The organism is Nostoc sp. (genome assembly GCF_036916985.1).
GTDB lineage: Bacteria > Cyanobacteriota > Cyanobacteriia > Cyanobacteriales > Nostocaceae > Nostoc.
The window spans coordinates 159467-179500 of the sequence record NZ_JBALFD010000097.1; the positions used below are offsets into that span (position 1 = coordinate 159467).

At 42.7% G+C, this 20034-nt stretch carries 21 protein-coding genes; 12 read left to right on the plus strand and 9 right to left on the minus strand.

All coding sequences use genetic code 11. The features are described 5' to 3' along the window. The first annotated feature begins 59 nt into the window (after positions 1 to 59). Complete coding sequence (bchD, locus tag V7L07_RS32200) at positions 60 to 2096, plus strand: magnesium chelatase ATPase subunit D (RefSeq protein ID WP_335063567.1); 2037 nt, start codon at positions 60 to 62, stop codon at positions 2094 to 2096. A 474-nt stretch (positions 2097 to 2570) separates the two neighbouring features. On the opposite strand, the gene V7L07_RS32205 is transcribed toward bchD, so the two are convergent. After that, positions 2571 to 3953 carry an aminopeptidase P family protein gene (locus V7L07_RS32205; protein ID WP_335063568.1) on the minus strand — a complete coding sequence of 461 codons (1383 nt, stop codon included), beginning with the start codon at positions 3951 to 3953 and terminating at the stop codon, positions 2571 to 2573. Between the two features lie 28 nt (positions 3954 to 3981). Then, entirely contained in the window at positions 3982 to 4248 is a 267-nt protein-coding gene (locus tag V7L07_RS32210; protein ID WP_335063569.1) for a hypothetical protein, read from the minus strand. A gap of 384 nt (positions 4249 to 4632) precedes the next feature. On the opposite strand from V7L07_RS32210, the gene V7L07_RS32215 reads away from it, so the two are divergent. The 3 genes from V7L07_RS32215 (at position 4633) to V7L07_RS32225 (ending at position 6228) form a co-directional block, all read left to right on the plus strand. Next, positions 4633 to 5433, plus strand: coding sequence for a PhzF family phenazine biosynthesis protein (locus V7L07_RS32215; protein WP_335063571.1), 801 nt, complete (start codon positions 4633 to 4635; stop codon positions 5431 to 5433). Between the two features lie 21 nt (positions 5434 to 5454). Continuing rightward, complete coding sequence (locus V7L07_RS32220) at positions 5455 to 5688, plus strand: hypothetical protein (protein ID WP_335063572.1); 234 nt, start codon at positions 5455 to 5457, stop codon at positions 5686 to 5688. A gap of 93 nt (positions 5689 to 5781) precedes the next feature. Then, a complete protein-coding gene (locus V7L07_RS32225) occupies positions 5782 to 6228 on the plus strand; it encodes a DUF4332 domain-containing protein (protein ID WP_335063573.1) in 447 nt (148 codons plus the stop codon). 59 nt (positions 6229 to 6287) lie between these two features. On the opposite strand, the gene V7L07_RS32230 is transcribed toward V7L07_RS32225, so the two are convergent. Next, positions 6288 to 6902 (minus strand): TetR/AcrR family transcriptional regulator, encoded by a 615-nt coding sequence (locus V7L07_RS32230; RefSeq protein ID WP_179063563.1) that lies wholly within the window; start codon positions 6900 to 6902, stop codon positions 6288 to 6290. A 151-nt stretch (positions 6903 to 7053) separates the two neighbouring features. Between V7L07_RS32230 and V7L07_RS32235 the strand changes: the two genes are divergently transcribed. From V7L07_RS32235 to V7L07_RS32250, 4 genes are all read left to right on the plus strand, one after another. Continuing rightward, entirely contained in the window at positions 7054 to 8697 is a 1644-nt protein-coding gene (locus tag V7L07_RS32235; protein ID WP_335063576.1) for a M16 family metallopeptidase, read from the plus strand. Positions 8698 to 8732: 35 nt separating this feature from the next. Further along, a complete protein-coding gene (locus V7L07_RS32240; protein WP_335063577.1) occupies positions 8733 to 10250 on the plus strand; it encodes a M16 family metallopeptidase in 1518 nt (505 codons plus the stop codon). A 658-nt stretch (positions 10251 to 10908) separates the two neighbouring features. Beyond that, complete coding sequence (locus V7L07_RS32245; protein WP_335063906.1) at positions 10909 to 11574, plus strand: Uma2 family endonuclease; 666 nt, start codon at positions 10909 to 10911, stop codon at positions 11572 to 11574. A 77-nt stretch (positions 11575 to 11651) separates the two neighbouring features. After that, positions 11652 to 12854: an alpha/beta hydrolase gene (locus tag V7L07_RS32250; RefSeq protein WP_335063579.1), complete on the plus strand. Its 1203-nt coding sequence runs from the start codon at positions 11652 to 11654 to the stop codon at positions 12852 to 12854. Positions 12855 to 12878: 24 nt separating this feature from the next. Here V7L07_RS32250 and V7L07_RS32255 read toward each other — a convergent pair whose 3' ends face one another. Then, the gene (locus V7L07_RS32255) at positions 12879 to 13493 is read right to left on the minus strand and encodes a hypothetical protein (RefSeq protein ID WP_335063581.1); all 615 of its coding nucleotides are present in this window, start codon (positions 13491 to 13493) and stop codon (positions 12879 to 12881) included. A gap of 310 nt (positions 13494 to 13803) precedes the next feature. Between V7L07_RS32255 and V7L07_RS32260 the strand changes: the two genes are divergently transcribed. The 3 genes from V7L07_RS32260 to V7L07_RS32270 all read left to right on the plus strand — a co-directional run bounded on the left by V7L07_RS32260 (position 13804) and on the right by V7L07_RS32270 (position 14913). Next, a complete protein-coding gene (locus V7L07_RS32260) occupies positions 13804 to 14154 on the plus strand; it encodes a Uma2 family endonuclease (RefSeq protein WP_335063583.1) in 351 nt (116 codons plus the stop codon). After that, on the plus strand, positions 14129 to 14314 hold the full coding sequence (locus tag V7L07_RS32265; RefSeq protein WP_335063585.1) for a Uma2 family endonuclease: 186 nt from the start codon (positions 14129 to 14131) through the stop codon (positions 14312 to 14314). Before V7L07_RS32260 ends, V7L07_RS32265 begins: the two co-directional genes overlap by 26 nt. A gap of 167 nt (positions 14315 to 14481) precedes the next feature. Beyond that, positions 14482 to 14913, plus strand: coding sequence for a biotin carboxylase (locus V7L07_RS32270; protein ID WP_334711304.1), 432 nt, complete (start codon positions 14482 to 14484; stop codon positions 14911 to 14913). 193 nt (positions 14914 to 15106) lie between these two features. Here V7L07_RS32270 and V7L07_RS32275 read toward each other — a convergent pair whose 3' ends face one another. The 3 genes from V7L07_RS32275 to upp all read right to left on the minus strand — a co-directional run bounded on the left by V7L07_RS32275 (position 15107) and on the right by upp (position 16564). Continuing rightward, positions 15107 to 15358 carry a YggT family protein gene (locus V7L07_RS32275; RefSeq protein WP_335063587.1) on the minus strand — a complete coding sequence of 84 codons (252 nt, stop codon included), beginning with the start codon at positions 15356 to 15358 and terminating at the stop codon, positions 15107 to 15109. Between the two features lie 126 nt (positions 15359 to 15484). After that, positions 15485 to 15838: a hypothetical protein gene (locus V7L07_RS32280; RefSeq protein ID WP_335063908.1), complete on the minus strand. Its 354-nt coding sequence runs from the start codon at positions 15836 to 15838 to the stop codon at positions 15485 to 15487. Positions 15839 to 15913: 75 nt separating this feature from the next. Further along, the gene (upp, locus tag V7L07_RS32285; protein WP_334766317.1) at positions 15914 to 16564 is read right to left on the minus strand and encodes a uracil phosphoribosyltransferase; all 651 of its coding nucleotides are present in this window, start codon (positions 16562 to 16564) and stop codon (positions 15914 to 15916) included. A gap of 491 nt (positions 16565 to 17055) precedes the next feature. On the opposite strand from upp, the gene crtH reads away from it, so the two are divergent. After that, complete coding sequence (crtH, locus tag V7L07_RS32290) at positions 17056 to 18546, plus strand: carotenoid isomerase (RefSeq protein ID WP_335063588.1); 1491 nt, start codon at positions 17056 to 17058, stop codon at positions 18544 to 18546. On the opposite strand, the gene V7L07_RS32295 is transcribed toward crtH, so the two are convergent. Continuing rightward, positions 18547 to 18936: a hypothetical protein gene (locus V7L07_RS32295; RefSeq protein ID WP_335063590.1), complete on the minus strand. Its 390-nt coding sequence runs from the start codon at positions 18934 to 18936 to the stop codon at positions 18547 to 18549. Between the two features lie 57 nt (positions 18937 to 18993). Continuing rightward, positions 18994 to 19938 carry a hypothetical protein gene (locus V7L07_RS32300; RefSeq protein WP_335063591.1) on the minus strand — a complete coding sequence of 315 codons (945 nt, stop codon included), beginning with the start codon at positions 19936 to 19938 and terminating at the stop codon, positions 18994 to 18996. Between the last annotated feature and the right edge of the window lie 96 nt (positions 19939 to 20034).

Consider the following 20034-nt stretch of genomic DNA (forward strand, 5'->3'; position numbering starts at 1 on the left):
ATTCTAAATGTGTCAGAAATTGGTATGCTAAAGGCCGAGACTCGCTATGAAAGCAAACAATGCCTGCGCCTACTATCAATCCCACAATCACTGCCTTTCCTCTGACAGCCGTAGTCGGTCAAGAAGCAATAAAATTAGCCTTACTGTTAGCCGCAGTTGATCCTGGTTTGGGAGGAGTGGCGATCGCAGGTCGTCGCGGTACGGCAAAATCTGTGATGGCTCGTGCTATCCATGCTCTACTACCGCCCATTGAAGTTGTCAAAGGTTCAATCAGTAATTGTGACCCCAACCACCCAGAAGAATGGGACGATCAATTATTGGCGGAGTACGCAGATAAAGACATTCAAGATGTTCCTGTCGAAATTATCCCTGCACCTTTTTTGCAAATTCCTCTAGGTATCACTGAAGACCGACTATTAGGTTCCGTGGATGTGGAAAAGTCAGTAAAACAAGGTGATACGATTTTTCAGCCCGGTTTACTCGCTACAGCTAACCGTGGTGTACTATACGTAGATGAAATTAATTTATTAGATGACCAAATATCAAATCAGCTTTTAACAGTATTATCTGAGGGACGTAACCAGATTGAACGGGAAGGGATTAGTTTTCAGCATCCGTGTAAATCCCTATTTATTGCCACCTATAATCCAGAAGAAGGCGGATTACGGGAACATTTGCTAGATAGAATTGCGATCGCACTCTCTGCTGACGGTGTACTCGGTTTAGATCAAAGAGTAGAAGCAGTTGAACAAGCGATCGCTTATTCTAAATCCCCCCAAGACTTCCTCAAACAGTACAACGAAGACTTAGACTCCCTCAAAACCCAAATCATCTTGGCGCGGGAATGGTTGAAAGAAGTAATCATCACCCATGAACAAATTGCCTATTTAGTAGATGAGGCGATTCGCGGCGGAGTTCAGGGACATCGCGCCGAGTTATTCGCCGCGCGGGTTGCCAAAGCGGCGGCGGCTTTGGAGGGACGAACAACAGTGAATGCCGAAGATTTGCGCCGTGCTGTGGAATTGGTAATAGTACCACGCGCCACAGTTGTGCAGACACCACCACCAGATCAAGCACCACCACCGCCTCCACCGCCACCGCAACAGAATCAAGAAGAACCCCAGGACGAATCAGAAGAGGAAGAACAAGACGAACAGGAAGAACAGGAAGAAAATCAAGAGCAAGAACCCCCTAGCATCCCGGAAGAATTCATTTTTGATCCAGAAGGGGTAATTCTTGATGACAACGTGCTTTACTTTACTCAAATGGCGAAGCGGCAAGGTAAATCTGGTAGTCGCAGTGTCATCTTTTCTGATGACAGGGGACGCTACATTAAGCCAATGTTGCCCAAGGGGAAAGCGCGACGCATTGCGGTAGATGCCACCTTAAGAGCTGCGGCTCCTTATCAAAAAGCACGAAGAGAAAGACAACCAGATAGAAAAGTTATTGTCGAACAGCCTGATATTCGCTCGAAACGCCTGGTACGCAAAGCCGGGGCGTTGGTAGTGTTTGTGGTAGATGCTTCTGGCTCAATGGCACTGAATCGAATGCAATCGGCTAAAGGTGCGGTGATGCAACTGTTGACTGAAGCTTATCAAAACCGCGACCAAATAGCATTAATTCCCTTCCGAGGAGAACAGGCAGAGGTATTATTGCCTCCAACACGTTCTATTGCTTTGGCGCGTAACCGTTTGGAAAGGTTGCCCTGTGGTGGAGGTTCGCCCTTAGCACATGGTTTAACTCAAGCTGTGCGCGTCGGCTTAAATGCTCAGATGAGTGGAGATATTGGGCAAGTTGTTCTTGTCGCAATCACCGATGGGCGGGGTAATATTCCCTTAGCGCGTTCTTTAGGTGAACAGCTAGAACCAGGAGAAAAGCCAGATATCAAAGGAGAATTATTAGAAATTGCTGCGAGAATCCGGGCTTTGGGGATGCAGCTATTAGTAATTGATACGGAAAGTAAATTTGTGTCTACGGGTTTTGCTAAGGAATTATCGCAAACAGCAGGCGGTAAATATTATCATTTGCCGAAAGCGACAGATCAAGCTATTGCTGCTATGACCAAAGGTGCGATCGCTGATTTAAAATCTCGTTAACTCATCCCCCGGCTTGAAGTCGAGGGGAAATCGAAGTCATTAGTCATTGGTGCTAATGACTAATGACTCAATACTGTTCGGTAAAGGCAAGAGACGCGATGAATCGGCGTCAAGACAAAAGACTGATTATTGTAGAGACGCCGATTTATCGCGTCTTTGAGATTTATAATTCAATACGGTTCAGTTAAGGCTAAAATCCTTTTTTTAACAAACCGCAAAGGACGCAAAGGACGCAAAGGAAGAGAAGCTTAACTGAACTGTATTGATTTATAATTTTCATCACAAAACCTTAACCGAACTGTATTGGGGGATGAGGGGGTTTTAAACCATATCTATTTAAACCATATCTAAAAGTAATAAAGAAAAACGTAGACGCGGAGCGGCTTGCCGTAAGCTACCGCAAAGGCGCAAAGGACACAAAGAAAGAAAGAAGGAAGTTAAAAGGGTTTGGTGCAGTCTCACAAAGAAATGAAATCAGCCATTGACTAGATTTTCTACAGCATCAGCATCGTTTGGCAATGCGGCTGTTAAGACTTCGCTGCCTTCTGTAGTAACTAAAACATCATCTTCAATGCGAATTCCTCGGACATCGGCAAATTCAGATAAACGCTGCCAATTCACCACATTCTGATATTTTGAACGGACATTAGCATCATTTAAAATTGCTGGTACTTGATAAAAACCAGGCTCAATTGTGACTAACATTCCTGGACGCAGGGGACGATTTAAACGCAGGTAGCTTAAGCCAAAGCGATCGCTCCTGGAACGTCCCTCTTCATACCCTGCTAAATCACCCAAATCTTCCATATCATGGACATCTAAACCCAGTAGATGACCAATACCATGAGGAAAAAACAGCGCGTGGGCATCAATTTCTACTAAATCTTGGGGATTTCCTTGTAAAATGCCTAACTCTACTAAACCTTCTGCGATCGCTATAGCCGCTAGTAAATGAATATCCCCATACTCTACACCAGGCTGTATTTTGGCAATGCAGGCATCATGAGCTGCCAACACCACATTATAAATATCTCTTTGGGTAGATGAAAACTTCCCTGAAACTGGCCACGTGCGTGTTACATCACCTGCCCAACCCATCTCGGTTTCAGCGCCAACATCGGCAAGGAGTAAATCACCTGGTTGCAAACTATGGTGATAATGCTCGTTATGTAAAACTTCACCGTGAACAGTGACAATACTGTTGTAAGAGGTGGTCATATTGTGAGCAATAATCACCCCTTCCATCGCTGCCCGAACTTCTGCTTCTAATTTGGCTTGGGGTGTTGCAGCCATCCCAGCTTTGTGGGCTTCTACAGTCACAGCAGCAGCTTTTCGCAACTCGATTAATGCCGCATCATCATGGATCAGGCGCAGAGAAACGATCGCCTTAGCTAACTCTAAGTCAATTCCTTGGGGAGGACTTTGCGGTAAAACCCATTTATTTAATATCTGTGATTGCTGCGTCCAAGTCGCTGCATCTTGGGCAGCAAGTGTAGCGGCATTTTCTACCCAAGACTCTAATTCTGCCATTGGCCCTGCCACATCCGCCCCAATCTTCTCGGCTATTTCCTCGCGCGTTGGCGTTTCTCCATGCCAAAGGGCGCTGCTGGGTGACGGATCGTCGATGAATAATTCTAGCTTGCCTGCTTCTAAACGAATTGCCGCCTTTGATAATGGCAGTCCGGCAAAATAGAGGAAATGACTGCTAGCACGAAACGGAAAGGAATTTGCCGGAAAGTTGCGCGGATTGTTGCTACCTGACCACAGAATTACTGGAAAATCAATGAGATTGGCTAATTGTTGGCGGCGGCGGCGTAAAGTCTCGATGAGGGAAGTAGAAGTTTGTGGGATAAGCATAAATTTAAGGTGATGATTTTACCTTTATTTAGTCGTTATCGTCTTTATCGTCATCTTTTTTATCATCCTTGCGATCGCCATCTTTTTGATCATTTTTGCGATCGCTATGTTTGTCATCATCATCTTTGTCGTTCTGCTTTGCCTGCTTAGGCTGTTGGCTAGGTTGTACGACTGGTTTTTGTTGCTCAGTTGGAACAGGTGGCTGTGGTACTTCAACAACACAGCTAACTAATCCTCCAGAAATTAGCGCTAAGTTGACAGCAGCAAAGATGCTTCTGAAGATTTTTATCCTCATATTTTCGTTTTGCTTTAACATTGACTCTAGTTTTTGGAGATTATATTCCTAATTTATAAGGTACTGTATATAGCGGTTCTCATTTGGATTAACACAACGTAGTGGCGTAGCAAGGCTAAAATGTTGTCAAAAAATGTAGGTTGGGGAGCCACTGCGTTCATTAGTGTCAACTTAACGCGAAACCGCTTGTCCGCCGGGAATTGAAATTCCCGTCTCATAGCTAAAGTCATCTGAAGATGACTGAATATCGCCAAAAATCTCCAGTCTACTTCAGTAGACCACCAATGCACTGCGTTGCGCTACGTCTAAATTTATTTATAGGGATCATTAATTTTGAATTTTAAATTTTAAATTTTGAATTGTGAGCGAAGCGAAGTGACTCTAATGGGACAAATTATTACTCAAGTTGATGCTTTTACCAATACACCTTTTGCAGGTAATCCTGCTGCTGTCTGTGTTTTGCCTACTCCCCAAAATGAAGGCTGGATGCAGAACGTAGCCCAAGAGATGAATTTATCTGAGACGGCTTTTCTTGTCAGACAGGATGATGGTTTCAATCTGCGTTGGTTTACGCCTACAGTGGAAGTACCGCTTTGTGGTCATGCAACTTTAGCTAGCGCCCATGTACTTTGGTCAGAAGGACATTTATTATCTGATGAAATTGCGCGTTTTTATACCAAAAGTGGAGTGCTGATTGCAAAGTTGCAAGGTGAGTGGATTGAATTAAATTTTCCTGTGAATCACTCACAAGTAGCGATCGCACCTCCAGAACTTAGTGAAGCTTTGGGTGTACCATTTAAATCTGTCTTCCAAAATTCCCTCGGCTATTTAGTGGAATTAGAATCTGAAGAATTAGTACGACAAGTACAGCCCAATTTCCAACTCCTGAAAACGTTGTCTATTGGTGATGTAATCGTCACTAGCACCGCCAATTCTGATTCCGAATACGATTTCGTCTCGCGCTTCTTTGCACCGAAATTAGGTATTAATGAAGACCCGGTGACTGGGGCGGCTCATTGTTGCCTTGCTGCCTTCTGGCGCGATCGCTTGCACAAAAATGAGTTTTTGGCTTATCAGGCATCCAGTCGCGGCGGAGTAGTGAAAGTATATTATGACGGAGGCGATCGCGTCTTTCTCTCTGGACAAGCGGTAACTGTACTGCGAGGCGAGTTAATTACCGCCTAAACCTCATAGACTAATTAATTTTTGCAAGCCGATGCGATCGTATTGTCAGACAAAACAATCGCATTGTTAATCGAAACAATGGCATTGTCAAGCAAAACAATTGCATTGTTAGTCGAAACAATCGCATTGTCAGGCGAAACAATCGCATTGTCAGGCGAAACAATTGCATTGTCAGGCGAAACAATTGCATTGTCAGGCGAAACAATCGCATTGTTAGACAAAACAATCCTATTGCAGAAGATTGAGTTAAAATAGCACGGCAATACAAACACTGAATTGCAAAAGTACGCTCTTGCCAAGAAGTGAGTGTCACAATATTTAAAGAAGCCTAATATTTTAATTTTAAATATGTCTGCTAAACAAAAAGATGTTAGAAGTCTTATCCAATCTCGTGATTGGCCAATTGAGGAATTACCTGGACTGAGCCACGATGAACAATCGCAACTGCAAAATTGTGGAATTACCAGCACAGTAGCGCTATTCAAACAAGGTAAAACTCTAGAGTCAAGACTAGCGTTAGCAAATAAACTACAAATTCATCTTCAGTATGTAAATAAATGGATGGCTTTAGCTGACTTGGCGCGTATTCCCAGCGTCGGGACACAATATTGTGGTTTATTGCTTCATGCGGGTATTGGTTCTGTAGTGCAGTTAGCTCAAACTCCCACTCACAGATTGCACCAACAAATTATGCGTTTGCAAGTAGCCACAATGCAGCGCCGAGATTTGTGTCCAGCAATTGAGCTAGTACAGCAGTGGAGTCAGCAAGCGAAAACATTAGGGACTGGGGGATAAGGGAGCAGAGGAGGCAGGGGAGGCACGGGGAGAAATAAACAATCCCCAATCCCCAATCCCTACTCTTTAGCTAAAACACCATTCAGGAAAATATCAGCGAGTCCTTCGGCCATTTCTTGCATTTGTTGAGGCGAGGCGTCAGGCTCGATGAGCGTGTTGTTAGAAAAACCTGCGATCGCAAACATTCCTAAGAAAACTTTTGCAACTAGCTTGGCGTCCCCTTGACGATAAATACCTTTATCCATTGCTGTTTGAAAGAATGCTTCGCCTACATCAGTCATTTTGGTAATGACTTCTAATTGAATGCGATCGCGTAAATCGGGGTGAAACTGCACCTCCATAAAACAAACGCGCATCAAATCGGCATTTTTTTGGAAATTCCACATCCGGCGGCGCATCACCTGAGCTACGGCTTTATAGCTGCCCATTTCACTTAATTCTGTGAGCAAATCTGTAAGAATCTCTACCCAGCCACTCGTGGCTACTTCCACCAAAATCGCTTTTTTATTGGGAAAATGACGAAATAGAGTGCCTTCAGCTACACCTGCTTGTTGTGCTAAATCGCGGGTGGTAGTACCATCAAATCCTTGAGAGGCAAACAATCGTTGTGCAGCCTCTAAAATCCGGGTGCGCGTCTGAGCTTCTGAAGGTGGGGAAGAATTAAAAATTCGCATAACAGTTATGGTTAGATATCCGTAACAGGATTTGTAGCATTATTGTCTAACGTTAGGCATAAAGAGCCACTGAAAGCTTAATACAAGATTAACGCTCTTTTGCTAAGTATCCTGTTGTTTAGGTAATGTAACTTTATCGTAGTTTTCGCTTATGAGCCAGAGCAGTCGGTCAATTTTGGATTTTAAATTGAAGATTTTGGATTGGTCAGATCGAGTATCTGTCATATTGCGACGGTTGGCGATCGCTTTGTTGACTTCGATCGTCTTCTCGTGGGGATTGTTACCAGAAGTTGCTCTAGCTCAAACTCAGACAGCACCCCCTCCTCAAGAAACCAAAACTCAAACCCCGCCAGTTCAAAGTTCGATCCAACCTTATCTAGATCGAGTCATCAAACAGTTAACGGAGTTTCGCCTCGACAATGGTTTGAAATTCATCGTCTTGGAACGGCATCAAGCGCCTGTGGTTTCTTTTCTCACTTATGCAAATGTTGGTGGTGTTGATGAGGCCGATGGCAAAACAGGTGTAGCTCACTTTCTGGAACATTTGGCATTCAAAGGTACAACGCGCATCGGTACGCAAGACTACAAAAAAGAAAAACCGCTACTAGACGCCTTAGAACAATTGAATGCCCAAATTAAAACCGCGAAAGCCGATGGCAAAAAAGCTGAGGTTACTCGGTTAGAAACTGAATTTAAGCAAGTGGAATCGCAAGCAGCCAAGCTAGTCAAGCAAAACGAATTGGGGCAAATTGTCGAACAAGCGGGAGGTGTGGGTTTAAATGCCAATACTTCGACTGAAGCCACTCGTTATTTTTATAGCTTTCCTGCCAATAAGCTAGAACTTTGGATGTCGCTGGAGTCGGAACGATTTCTCGATCCGGTAATTCGTCGTGAATTTTATAAAGAGAAAGATGTAATTTTAGAAGAACGACGGATGCGGGTGGAGAATTCCCCCATTGGCTTGATGGTAGAAAAATTTATCGATACGGCTTACAAAGTTCATCCCTACAGGCGTCCGGTGATTGGTTATGACCAAGATATTCGCAATCTGACACCAGAAGATGTCCAGAATTTTTTTGATACTCACTATGTACCAAGTAATTTGACCATTGCCATTGTCGGAGATGTCAATCCGGCTCAAGTGAAAAAACTGGCGCAAACTTATTTTGGCCGCTTTCAAGCAAAAACCAAAGCTGTGGAAAAAATTCCGGTGGAACCGCCACAAAAACAAACACGGGAAGTTACTTTACAGCTATCTTCTCAACCCTGGTATTTAGAAGGTTATCACCGTCCGGCTGTAACTCATCCAGATAATGCAATCTATGAAATTATTGGCAGTTTATTAAGTGATGGACGCACGTCGCGGCTGTATAAGTCTTTGGTAGAAAAGCAGCGTTTGGCGCTAAATGCCCAAGGTTACAGCGGATTTCCTGGAGATAAATACCCAAATCTGATATTTTTCTATGCTCTCACGGCTCCTGGTCATACAGTTGATGAGTTGGCGGTGGCTTTGCGGCAAGAAATTGACAAATTAAAAACTGAGCCTGTAGCGACGGCTGATTTAGAACGGGTGAAAACCCAAGCACGGGCAAGTTTGTTGCGTACCCTCGATTCTAATACGGGGATGGCTCAACAATTGTTGGAATATGAGGTGAAAACTGGCTCTTGGCGGAATTTGTTTAAGCAGTTGGATGATATTGCAGCAGTGACGACGACTGATATTGTGCGGGTGGCAAAGGAGACATTTACGCCAGAAAATCGCACGATTGGGAAGTTGTTGTCGAAAGAAGCATGAGAAACGAACCGCAAAGGGCGCAAAGGAAGAGAAATATGCAGAGGTTTAAGGTGAAGGGTAAAAGGCAGATAGGGTTGAAAATTCAAAATAGGAAGGGGCTGATTTATGCTTTGGTTGCTGTTTTTGCGTGTTTACTTTTAACTTGTAATTTTTCTCTGGCGGCGACGACTGAGGCAAAACATTATACAGATTTGCAACTGCCACCGCTACCTGAGATTAAGTTACCTAAGTATGAACGGTTTGTGCTGCAAAATGGCTTGGTTGTCTATTTGATGGAGGATCACGAGTTACCGTTGGTGAATGGAACGGCCTTTGTACGCACAGGGAATCGCTTAGAACCACCGGAGAAAGTCGGGCTGGCTGGTTTTACAGGCGCGGTAATGCGAACTGGAGGAACTAAGAAGCATTCGGCTGATGAACTCAACGAAATATTAGAACAACGGGCGGCATCTGTAGAAGCTAGTATTGGTGAAACTTCTGGTGGTGCTAGCTTTGACGCACTCAGCGAAGATTTAGAAACGGTGTTTGGGCTGTTTGCAGAGGTGCTGCGATCGCCTGTATTTGCTCAAGAAAAGCTAGACTTAGCTAAGACACAAGCCAAAGGTGGCATTGCTCGTCGCAATGACAATCCAGATGGGATTGCTAATCGAGAATTTAAAAAATTGATCTATGGCAAAGATAGCCCATACTCTCGCACTATCGAGTATGCAACGGTTGATAAAGTTGAGCGTGAGGATTTGCTCAAGTTTTATCAACAATATTTTCACCCCAATAATATAATTTTGGGGATTGTGGGCGATTTTGATAGTAAGAAAATGCGATCGCTCGTTCAAGCTAAGTTTGGCGATTGGCAGCGTAATCCAGGTATTGCTAAACCCACATTACCAAAGGTTTTGCCAGCTAATACAGGTGGAGTATTTTTTGTCAACCAGCCACAACTAACGCAAAGTAGTGTACTTCTGGGACATTTAGGTGGACGTTTCGACAATCCCGATTATGCAGCGCTGGATGTATTAAATGGGGTGTTAAATGGATTTGGTGGACGCTTATTTAATGAATTGCGATCGCGTCAAGGTTTAGCTTACTCTGTCTATGGGCAGTGGAGTCCCCGCTACGATTATCCTGGCATCTTTATTGCTGGTGGACAAACGCGATCGGATGCTACTGTCCAGTTTGTCAAAGCTTTACAAGCTGAAATCAAACGCACCCAAACTCAAAGAGTGACTGCAAAAGAACTCGCTTTTGCTAAAGAGTCTACACTCAATTCCTTTGTGTTTAACTTTCAAGATCCCAGCCAAACCTTATCTCGGTTAATGCGATACGAATATTACGGCTATCCTGCTGATTTTCTCTTTCGCTATCAAAAAGCCGTCGCCGCCACCACGGCTGCTGATGTGCAACGGGTAGCACGAGAATACCTCAAGCCAGAAAAAATTGTGACTCTAGTAGTGGGGAATCAAACCGCCATTCAACCACCGTTGACACAGCTAGCAGCAAAGGTGACACCAATAGATGTAACGATTCCTGGTTCGCAGCCACAGGCGAAGAATTAATCGCGTAGATAGGTTGAGACTCAATATAGGGACTTCCAAATAAAAAAATACTCCACTACTTCTTGTGGGGTGGGCATCTTGCCCGCCCATATCTAAAGGCGGGCAAGATGCATTTGTGTCAACTTAAGCTGGAAATAGCTTATCTGTTGGCTTCCATGCCCGCCAGGGAATAAATTCTCTGGCTAATAGCTTAAGTCTACTGAAGTAGACTGGAGATTTTTGGCGATATTTAGTCATCTTCAGATGACTTTAGCTATGAGACGGGAATTTCAATTTCCGGCGGACAAGCGGTTTCACGTTAAGTTGACACGTATGGGCAAGATGCCCACCCTACAAGATTGGGTAATTTATTTGTTGGAAGTCCCTATACAAATAAAATCGCAAGGCTAAGATCCCCGACTTCTCTAAGAAGTCGGGGATCTTATTGTTCAAATAATTTTTTTTGATTATCAGGAAATGACTGAGGACAAATTGGAGTAACAACTAGAAACTAAATCAGGAACCAAAACCTCTGGGAATTCCAGAGGTTTTTTCTTTACTCTGGTTTTTTGGAGCGATCGCCCCAGTATCACTAGCTATGAAGCAGCAAAAATTGTCGCAGCGCATTAGTCAACTAGAGTAAGCTAAATTTAGGTTTCAACTACTGGGAGTGGAAATGATGTTGTTGGAATTAAAGCGCATCCATGTTCCACCAGGACAAAGAGTGCTACTACGAGATGTAACCTGGCAAGAATTAGAAGCAATTCTAGAGGATTTAGGGGAACACCGAGCAGCACGAATTGCTTATGATCGGGGAATACTGGAAATTATGGCACCACTGCCAGAACATGAATTTGACAAAGAAATTATTAGCGATTTAGTCAAAGCGCTTTTGGAAGAATTAGACATTGAGTTTAGATGCCTTGGTTCTACCACTTTCAAAAACCAAGCAATGGCTCAAGGTATAGAACCCGATCAGTGTTTCTATATAAAAAATGAATCTAAGATTCGCGGCAAGAAGCGGCTAGATTTAGCAGTAGACCCTCCTCCAGATTTAGCTCTAGAAATTGATATTACTTCTCGCACTCATCCTAATATTTATGAAGCGCTAAAAGTGCCTGAACTTTGGCGTTTCGATCGAGGAAAGCTCCAAATTAATGTTTTGCAAGATGGTCATTATGTAGAATCTCAGCAAAGCCTAAATTTTCCTCTATTCTCACTAATTGAAGCAATTCCCCAACATTTAGAGCAAAGTATAACAGCAGGCAGAAATGCAATGCTCAAAGCTTTTCGGATTTGGGTACAAGAGCAAATACAACAGCATAAATTATTGCTGTCACCATAATTCACAATAGACACCTCCGAAAATGACGTAGGGACAATTTAGGAATTGTCCCTACCAAGGATACCGCACTTTAACCTATGTTTGCTAAACCCAAAATACTTTTATCCTGGCTTGTATTATTACTCAGTTTTGCCAGTCTAATTCTTAGTTCTTGGATTATTCTCCCTGCTCCAAATATGTTTTTACTCACGTTAGCAGTAGGAGCGCCAGAAATCAGTCCTTGGTTATTTTTATTAAATTTGCTCTTTTTATTGTTGTCTTTATTCTATATTCGTCGCCGTCAAATACAACGTATAGTTTGCATTTTCAGTTTAATTGGATTACTAATTTGTGGATGGGTGCTAATAAATATCCCACCAACTCAAATACAGATGGCTAAAGCCATGAAACAAGGGTTAGGAGCAAATTATTTAGAGCAAATTCCACCCAAAGTCAGGGCTAAAATGCAAACCCATCCCTTTGACTTAGTTAATTTTTTGCGGGGTATTCCATTAGGTAAAACGCGCCATCAAAAAGATATTCTCTTTGCTTCTCCTGCGGGAGTGCCTTTAAAAATGGAAGTTTACCAACCCTCAGAGGTAGGAAAATATCCCGCAGTGGTAGTAATTTATGGTGGAGCTTGGCAATATGGAAATCCTCATGCCAATTCTGAGTTTAATCAATATCTTGCTAATCATGGATATACGGTATTTGCGATCGATTATCGACACGCACCTCAATATCAGTTTCCATCTCAGTTAGATGATGTGCGTACAGCCCTAAATTTTATTCGCAAACATGCGGCTGAATATGAAGCTGATTCAGAACGTATGGTACTTTTAGGACGTTCTGCGGGGGCACATCTAGCAATGTTAGCGGCTTATCAAACAGATGCACCACCCATCCGTGCTGTAGTGAATTATTACGGGCCTGTTAACTTAACAGAAGGATACAAAACACCGCCAAATCCCGATCCTATAAATAGCCGCGCTGTTTTAAAAGCATTTCTTGGTGGTTCTGTAGAAGAATTGCCTAATCAGTATCAAATTGCTTCACCGATAAATTACCTAACGCACCCTTTACCGCCAACTTTATTAATTTACGGCAGTCGTGACCATTTAGTTGAAGCGCGATTTGGCAGACAGATGTATGAACGTTTACGTAACTCTGGTAATACTGCGGTTTTTCTAGAAATTCCTTGGGCGGAACACGCTTTTGATGCTGTTTTCAACGGTGTGAGCAATCAATTAGCGTTGTATTATACTGAGAGATTTTTGGCTTGGGCGTTGTTCAAGCAATGATTTTATTATAAAATTCAGCACTCTTTACTCCTTATGAGGCCAGCGCCAGTTATAGCGATTCCATTCATAAATTCCTTGAATTTCATACTCGGCGCCGTTGAAGAAGCGGACGACGCAATTAGTAGAGGAATCATCGCGCTCGCTAATTTCCTCGACCTTGATCACCATACAGGGAAACCATTCGCGCTGACAAGGCCCATCCTCTTGCACCCATTCCCATAGTGCATTAGAAACTTCAATGCGATCGCCTACTCTTAACTTTAGTGCATCCTCAAAATAAGAATACTTGTCAAAATGACACGCCTCAACCCGATTCAACCACTGTAAACCATAGCGTTGGCGAATGAATTGCACCGTTCCAGAGTCATTTTCCAGCAACCAGTCGTTGAGTAATTGCACCTTCCAAGTACGGTTGCGTTGTTCTTCATCCTTAACAAATTGTAAAAATACTTCTAACTCCTCTGGGGTAAGTTCATCTAAGGGATTAGCAATATTTGCCATCCCAGAGGTAGAATTTCCCTGAATTTGCTCGACCAGTCGCAGTAATATCTGCTTCTGCGTGTCAGTGAGAGGACAGCTTGCGGCATCACAACTACTAAAGGCTGCAAGCATAGCTGTTTCAATCTCATCTGGAGTCATAATTTAATAGCAATTGAGAGCTTATTTCCCTAATTATTACAAAAGTTAAATTAAAGTCTCCAATCCCTTTGTCGTTAAATCTGGACATAATTAAATTTAACGTGAGTTCGATGAACCTCTCCCTCCCAACCTCCCTCTCCGACACGGAGAGGGAGGTTGGGAGGGAGAGGTCAAATAAGACTTGTCGAACTCACGTTAAATTTAAGATGCTTAATATTCAGGGAAGTAAGGAGAAAAACTCTATTCTGTCTTCTGTCTACTGAATTCTTGGTATCGGTTTGATATTTTCTACTTAGTTAGGAAAATTCCCATGACTCAAACTCAGCATCCCACAAAACTCCTGACTTTTGAGGAATTTCTGGCTTATGACGATCGCACTGATACCCGCTATGAATTAGTGGATGGGGAGCTAGTAGAGATGCCAACTGAAAGCCAGGAAAACTGTGATATTGTCAAATTTCTGTTGTTCGAGTTGGCAAAGCATTTTCCGATCGCCTTGCTAGCTTACAAAGACATTGAAGTTGAAGTTAGTGGGCGACGAGCAACCTGTCGGCTACCGGATCTGGTAGTACACACAGAAGAGTCGAAAGCGGCTTTGATTGGCAGTCCCCGCAATCTAATTAATTACCCGCGATATGCCCCCACCTGCGCTGGTGGTTGAAATCGTCAGTCCCGGAACTGAGAACCGCAGCCGCGATTACCGTTACAAACGCACGGAATATGCAGCTAGAGGCATTACCGAATACTGGATTGTTGATCCAGAGTTAAAACAAATTACCATTTGCAAGTGGTGGAGGGACAGTATGAGGATACGGTGTTGAAGAATACAGCGACCATTGCATCAGATGTAGCACCCAATTGTGAATTGCTAGTAGAGCAGGTATTTGCAGTTGCTAATCAATCAGGGAAGTAGAGAAACGGAGTAGGGGTATGTTGTAAGCTGAGGTTGTAAGTTAAATCATTATTAAATTAAGTCACGGGGTTTTTTATGCGGTTGCGCTCACTCACGGTCATTTTTATTTCCTGTCTTATCACCTTTCTATCGTGGGTGATTGTTCCCCCAGCTATAGCCCTGACACAGATTAAACTATTTGATGTCTCTTATAAAGATTGCCCACCAGAACTTGCAGAAGGGGCTGTTCTCAGTAGTGGTAGCACAGCTGCCAATTGTTTTATTGTCATTGGCAAGGCAGAAAATGGCACTAATAAAACAGTCTACGACGCAGATATTTTTGGACGTATCTATGATGCTAATAATGACTCAGTGATGCAAAACCGTACTCGCTTAGGCTCCATTACTGAGGTGCCACCAGGTATTAGTGATTTTGAATTGAGAATTTCTGTACCTGCGAATCAGCCTACTCCGTTGAAGCTGAAACAATTCAAGGCTGCGGGGTTTAGCGGTCAAGTACGTAAGTAAAGCCGTTCTAGAAGGACGGGGTTTTAAACCCAAACCCAGATTTTCGATAAAATACTAGGAAATTCTTGAAATATAGCGTCAGTTTTCAATTATCGCATCCATGATTAGCCTTGAAACTGGATAAGTCTGAGCTAGTTAGCCCAGACCTAAAATTCATTAGTTGGACATGGAACAAACTGCAAATTCTGTGTTATCAGATGGATTGCAGACCACCACCTACTATTTGAAGCAGTATGATAGCTAACATTGCTGAAAAGTCTATACCGCCCAAAGGGGGAATGATTGAGCGGAACAGATTCAGATAAGGATCGGTTATCTGGCTCAAAGTGGCAAATGGTTGGTTGTACCAGTTGATATTGGGGAACCAGGTCAATAAAACCCGAATAATTAGCAGAACAGTATAAATCTGGATGAAACTGGACAGAGTGTTAATCAGAAGGTACATGGATTTGTTGGTTTCCTACTAAGTGTCAAACGCGGTCTTATCTTTTAATTTTAATTTAGTCCATGTCATGGTGTTTACGGATTACACATTTATCACACTTGACACTTTCACCACGCCTGAACAAACTCAGGAGTCTTTAGTGAGGGAGCGGTCATTGCTTGGTTGGGGTGAACTACTATTCACGTTTCCTAGTTGATTTCGTACTTCGTCAATTGTGGCATTTAGCTGGGCAATTTTATCTTCTAGCGATCGCCTGGCCGTTTCTATGCTGTTGCTCTCACTTTCTGAGGCTTTCATCTGACGCCGCTTTGCTACTATTTTCTTAGCTTCGGCTTGGCTATCTGTCAGTTCTGTTTCTTCTTCTGCTAGCAATTCTGGCTCGCGTCGAGAAACAATCAGTGCCCCGATCACACCGCCAAATATTCCACCAACAAAGGCCCCTGCTAAAAAGCCACTGCCAAAACCATCTCGCTGACTCATATCTTTACCGCCTTCAACAAAGCTTGCAACTTTTACAGTAGTTATGCCATTTTCCTGCCCTAGCTGCATAGTAGCTTAAGTCCCAAAAATGCGATCGCCTGCATCTCCCAATCCCGGTACAATATACCCCTTGCTATTTAGTTTTTCGTCAATAGTAGCGGTGTAAATTATTAAACCTGGATAAGCTTCACTCAGTTTTTGCAAAGCGGGTGGAGCCGCCACTACACAAACAATTCGTATCAGAGATGGATCGGCCCCCCGTTGTGTCAATTCTGCCATTGCTGCCATGATTGACCCTCCAGTTGCCAACATTGGATCGGTAACTAACACTCGTGTTTGAGGATCAAATTTGTCTGGTAACTTGTTCAGATAACAATGAGGTTGCAGTGTCTCTTCATCTCGTGCCAAGCCAAGATGGTAAATCGATGCTAGAGGTAATAAAGTCTGCGCTCCCTCTAGTAATCCTAAGCCAGCCCGGAGGATTGGCACTACTGCCATCGGCACTTGCGGATCAATTACCGTTGCGGGACAGGTATCTAAGGGACTCTGCACCGCCGTTTCTTGGGTCGGTAACCAGTCTCGTGCAGCTTCATAAGTCAGCCATCTTCCCAACTCAGTCATCGCACTGCGGAACAATACTGAAGGCGTGCCTGCATCACGGGCAACTGCTAGCCAGTGCTTGATCAGGGGATGGGGTGGAACATAAACGCGCAATTGTAGCGTCATAGCCAGAAATAGGCGCCTTTTTATTGTATAAGAACTGAAACACCATAATACTCTTTCCTGCATCCGGCTGACAGCTAAAAATTAACGCACTCAATTCTATTGAGAATATTTTTCATTAGTAGTTGACATCTATTCTCAATCAAGGCTATATTCTTATACAGTGTTCTCCTCTCTTTTAAGGATCGGCAGACGGGATTAGCCAGCAGTAGCAGGCTCGTCCCTCTTTTTTTTGATTGGTCATTTGTCATTAGTTAAGGGACTTCCAAATAAAAAATATTCAATTAACTATTGTGGGGTGGGCAACATGAGCGCCCAGTCCATAGAGCGGGCGAGACGCCCACCCCACAATATTGGATAATTTATTTCTTGGAGTTCCCTAAATTAAATATTGATTGACTCTAGATAAAGGACAAATACTTCTCTAGGAGACGCTACGCGTTAGTGGAGCTTTAGCGATACGCTCAGTACAAATGACAAAGGACAAAGGACAAATGACAAATGACGCGATCGTGATTGGGTCTGGGATTGGCGGATTAGTAACAGCGACCCAGTTAGCAGCCAAGGGAGCGAAAGTACTAGTACTGGAACGTTATTTGATTCCAGGTGGTAGCGCTGGTTATTTTGAACGCCAAGGCTATCGATTCGATGTTGGGGCGTCAATGATTTTTGGACTGGGAAAAAATGGTACTACCAACTTACTCACTCGTGCATTATCAAGTGTAAATGTCAGCCAAGAAGCGATCGCAGATCCGGTACAGATTCACTATCATCTACCCCAAGGTTTAGACCTGAAGGTTGACCGGGTTTATGAAAAATTTTTGCAAAATCTTATTGCTCATTTTCGCCATGAAGAAAAAGGGATTCGTCGCTTTTATGACGAATGCCAAAAAGTATTCAAGTGCCTCAACAGTATGGATTTGCTGTCGCTGGAAGAACCTCGGTATCTACTGCGCGTATTTTTCCAGCATCCTTTAGCCTGTCTCGGTTTAGCCAAGTATCTGCCTCAAAATGCCGGAGATGTGGCGCGGCGTTACATCAAAGACCCGCAATTATTGAAATTTATCGATATGGAATGTTATTGCTGGTCGGTAGTTCCATCAGATATGACACCGATGATTAATGCTGGGATGGTCTTTTCTGACAGGCATTATGGCGGAGTTAACTATCCCAAAGGCGGAGTCGGACAAATTGCCCAAAAACTAGTAGATGGTCTAGAAAAGGCTGGAGGTAAGATTCAGTACCAAGCTAGAGTCACCAAAATTCTTACAGAACAAGGAAAAGCAGTAGGTGTGCAACTAGCGAATGGTAAAGTATATCGGGGTAAACGCATAGTTTCTAATGCTACACGCTGGGATACATTTGCACAATTATTACTACCAGAAGCAATGCCAGATAATGAGAAAAAATGGCAACAAAATTACCAAAAATCTCCCAGCTTTTTGAGTTTGCATATTGGCGTAAAGGAGTCAGTTTTACCAGTGGGGACAGAGTGTCACCATATTTTGCTGGAAGATTGGGAAAAGATGACAGATGCAGAAGGCACAATATTTGTTTCGATTCCCACATTACTTGATCCAGATTTAGCACCAAATGGCTATCACATCATTCATGCATTTACGCCTCACTGGATTGACGATTGGCAAAAACTTTCTGTGAGTGAATACGAAGCGAAGAAAGAAAAGGCAGCTTGGCGAATTATTGACCGCCTAGAGAAGCTTTTTCCCGGTTTAGATGCCGGATTGGATTATTTAGAAGTGGGGACACCACGCACACATCGCCGCTTTTTGGGTCGTGAAGATGGCACTTATGGGCCAATTCCCCGGCGTAAGTTGTGGGGGTTATTGAATATGCCCTTTAATCGCACAGCTATTCCAGGACTTTATTGTGTAGGGGATAGTACCTTTCCCGGTCAAGGGTTGAATGCAGTCGCTTTTTCTGGGTTTGCTTGTGCCCATCGCATCGCCGTAGATTTAGGATTGTGATTAAAGGAACAGCTTACGCAAAAAACCTAGTAAACGGATAGCCAAATCTATGTTTACCTGAGTTTTACGTGCAGTCTCGATTTCCTCTAATATTTTCTGCATCTGTGCCAGATTTTTTTGATCGATGCCGATGATACTAACATTTATAATTGCTGCTCTTACCCGATCGAGAGTAAGTTTGCATTCGCTAACTGCTAACTTATACTTGTTGACGTTTTCCCAGTTTTTTTGATGTTGGGCGTTGACAAGCTCAAAATTAAGCTGAAAAAGAATATCTTGCAATTTTTCTTCTGTCTTATTGAGTTGTCCTAAGTCAATTTGATTGCCAGGAACTTCTTTAAGCTGAGAAATTATTTCTGCAAAAGTATCTAAAATATTATTGGTGGTCATGTTTTATATATTCAGTTAAGTTTTTAACATGATTTATGACTAGTTTTACACTAGAAATTATTGGCATAATTGAGAATTTTGTGGTTGTAATTGTCTGTTTCTCAGGGATACTTCTTTCATGAATTCCTTTAAAACTTCATCTTTGTTAACTTCTCTTTCAAGAGTGCTAATCTTTGTGAGTGTTAAACTGTAGTCGTTACCAGTGAAACTAGTAGCTACCCCAAAAATCTGAGTAACTCTAGCAGCAATGACTTCAAAATTAAGATTAGGATAGTCATCAATAAGTTCTGATAATTTTCGACCAGTGTCAGCCGCTACTAAAAGTTTAGAGATAGATTCATTTAAACTTTGTTGTTCAGTAGCATTAACCTTGCGCCAATCATCTATCTTTTCAATAACTTGACGCTTAATTTCTTCTGCTTCTGGTTGTGAAGATGTACTTAACTTTCTATATCGTTCGCCGAGATCCTTTAACTTGGAACTGATGATTACCCTTTCCCAATCCATTGGTCTTGGTGGTTTTTCTTGAATTCTTTTGGCTAAAAGTAGCATTTTTACTGTTAAACATCTTGCTGGCTTGGCAGTTTGAGCAACTATCCTTTTACTTTCATAATCAATTGTTTCCAGCTTGTTAAATACCTCGACTGCTGTATCGTATTCTGCTTTCAAAGCATCGAGTGTTTGATCGACATCTGATGACTGTGAATTTTGCTGACTTTCTCCGGTGATAATGCTATTTACTTCTGTAGGAATTCCAAATTCAATACTGGTATCAGTGAGTAATTGATCGACAACTAAATTGTCATCTATAGGTAAATTATTCAGTTGGTAAATTTTTTTCACCGATGTAATAGCATCAGCAGCCCGATCGCGAAAATTCTCAGCAGTTATTCGTAGCATCGCTCGTTTTTCAGGCGTACAACCACTGATGGTGAAACTGATAGTACAGGCTACTATCCAAAATTTCCATAATTTGAATTTCTGGATATCGGAAACTCTCATAGACATACTTAGCTGTACCCAGATATAGTTATTACTTATTTATCAACATGAGATCATCAGTATGGAAATGATGAAAAAGCTAATTGTGTCCGAATT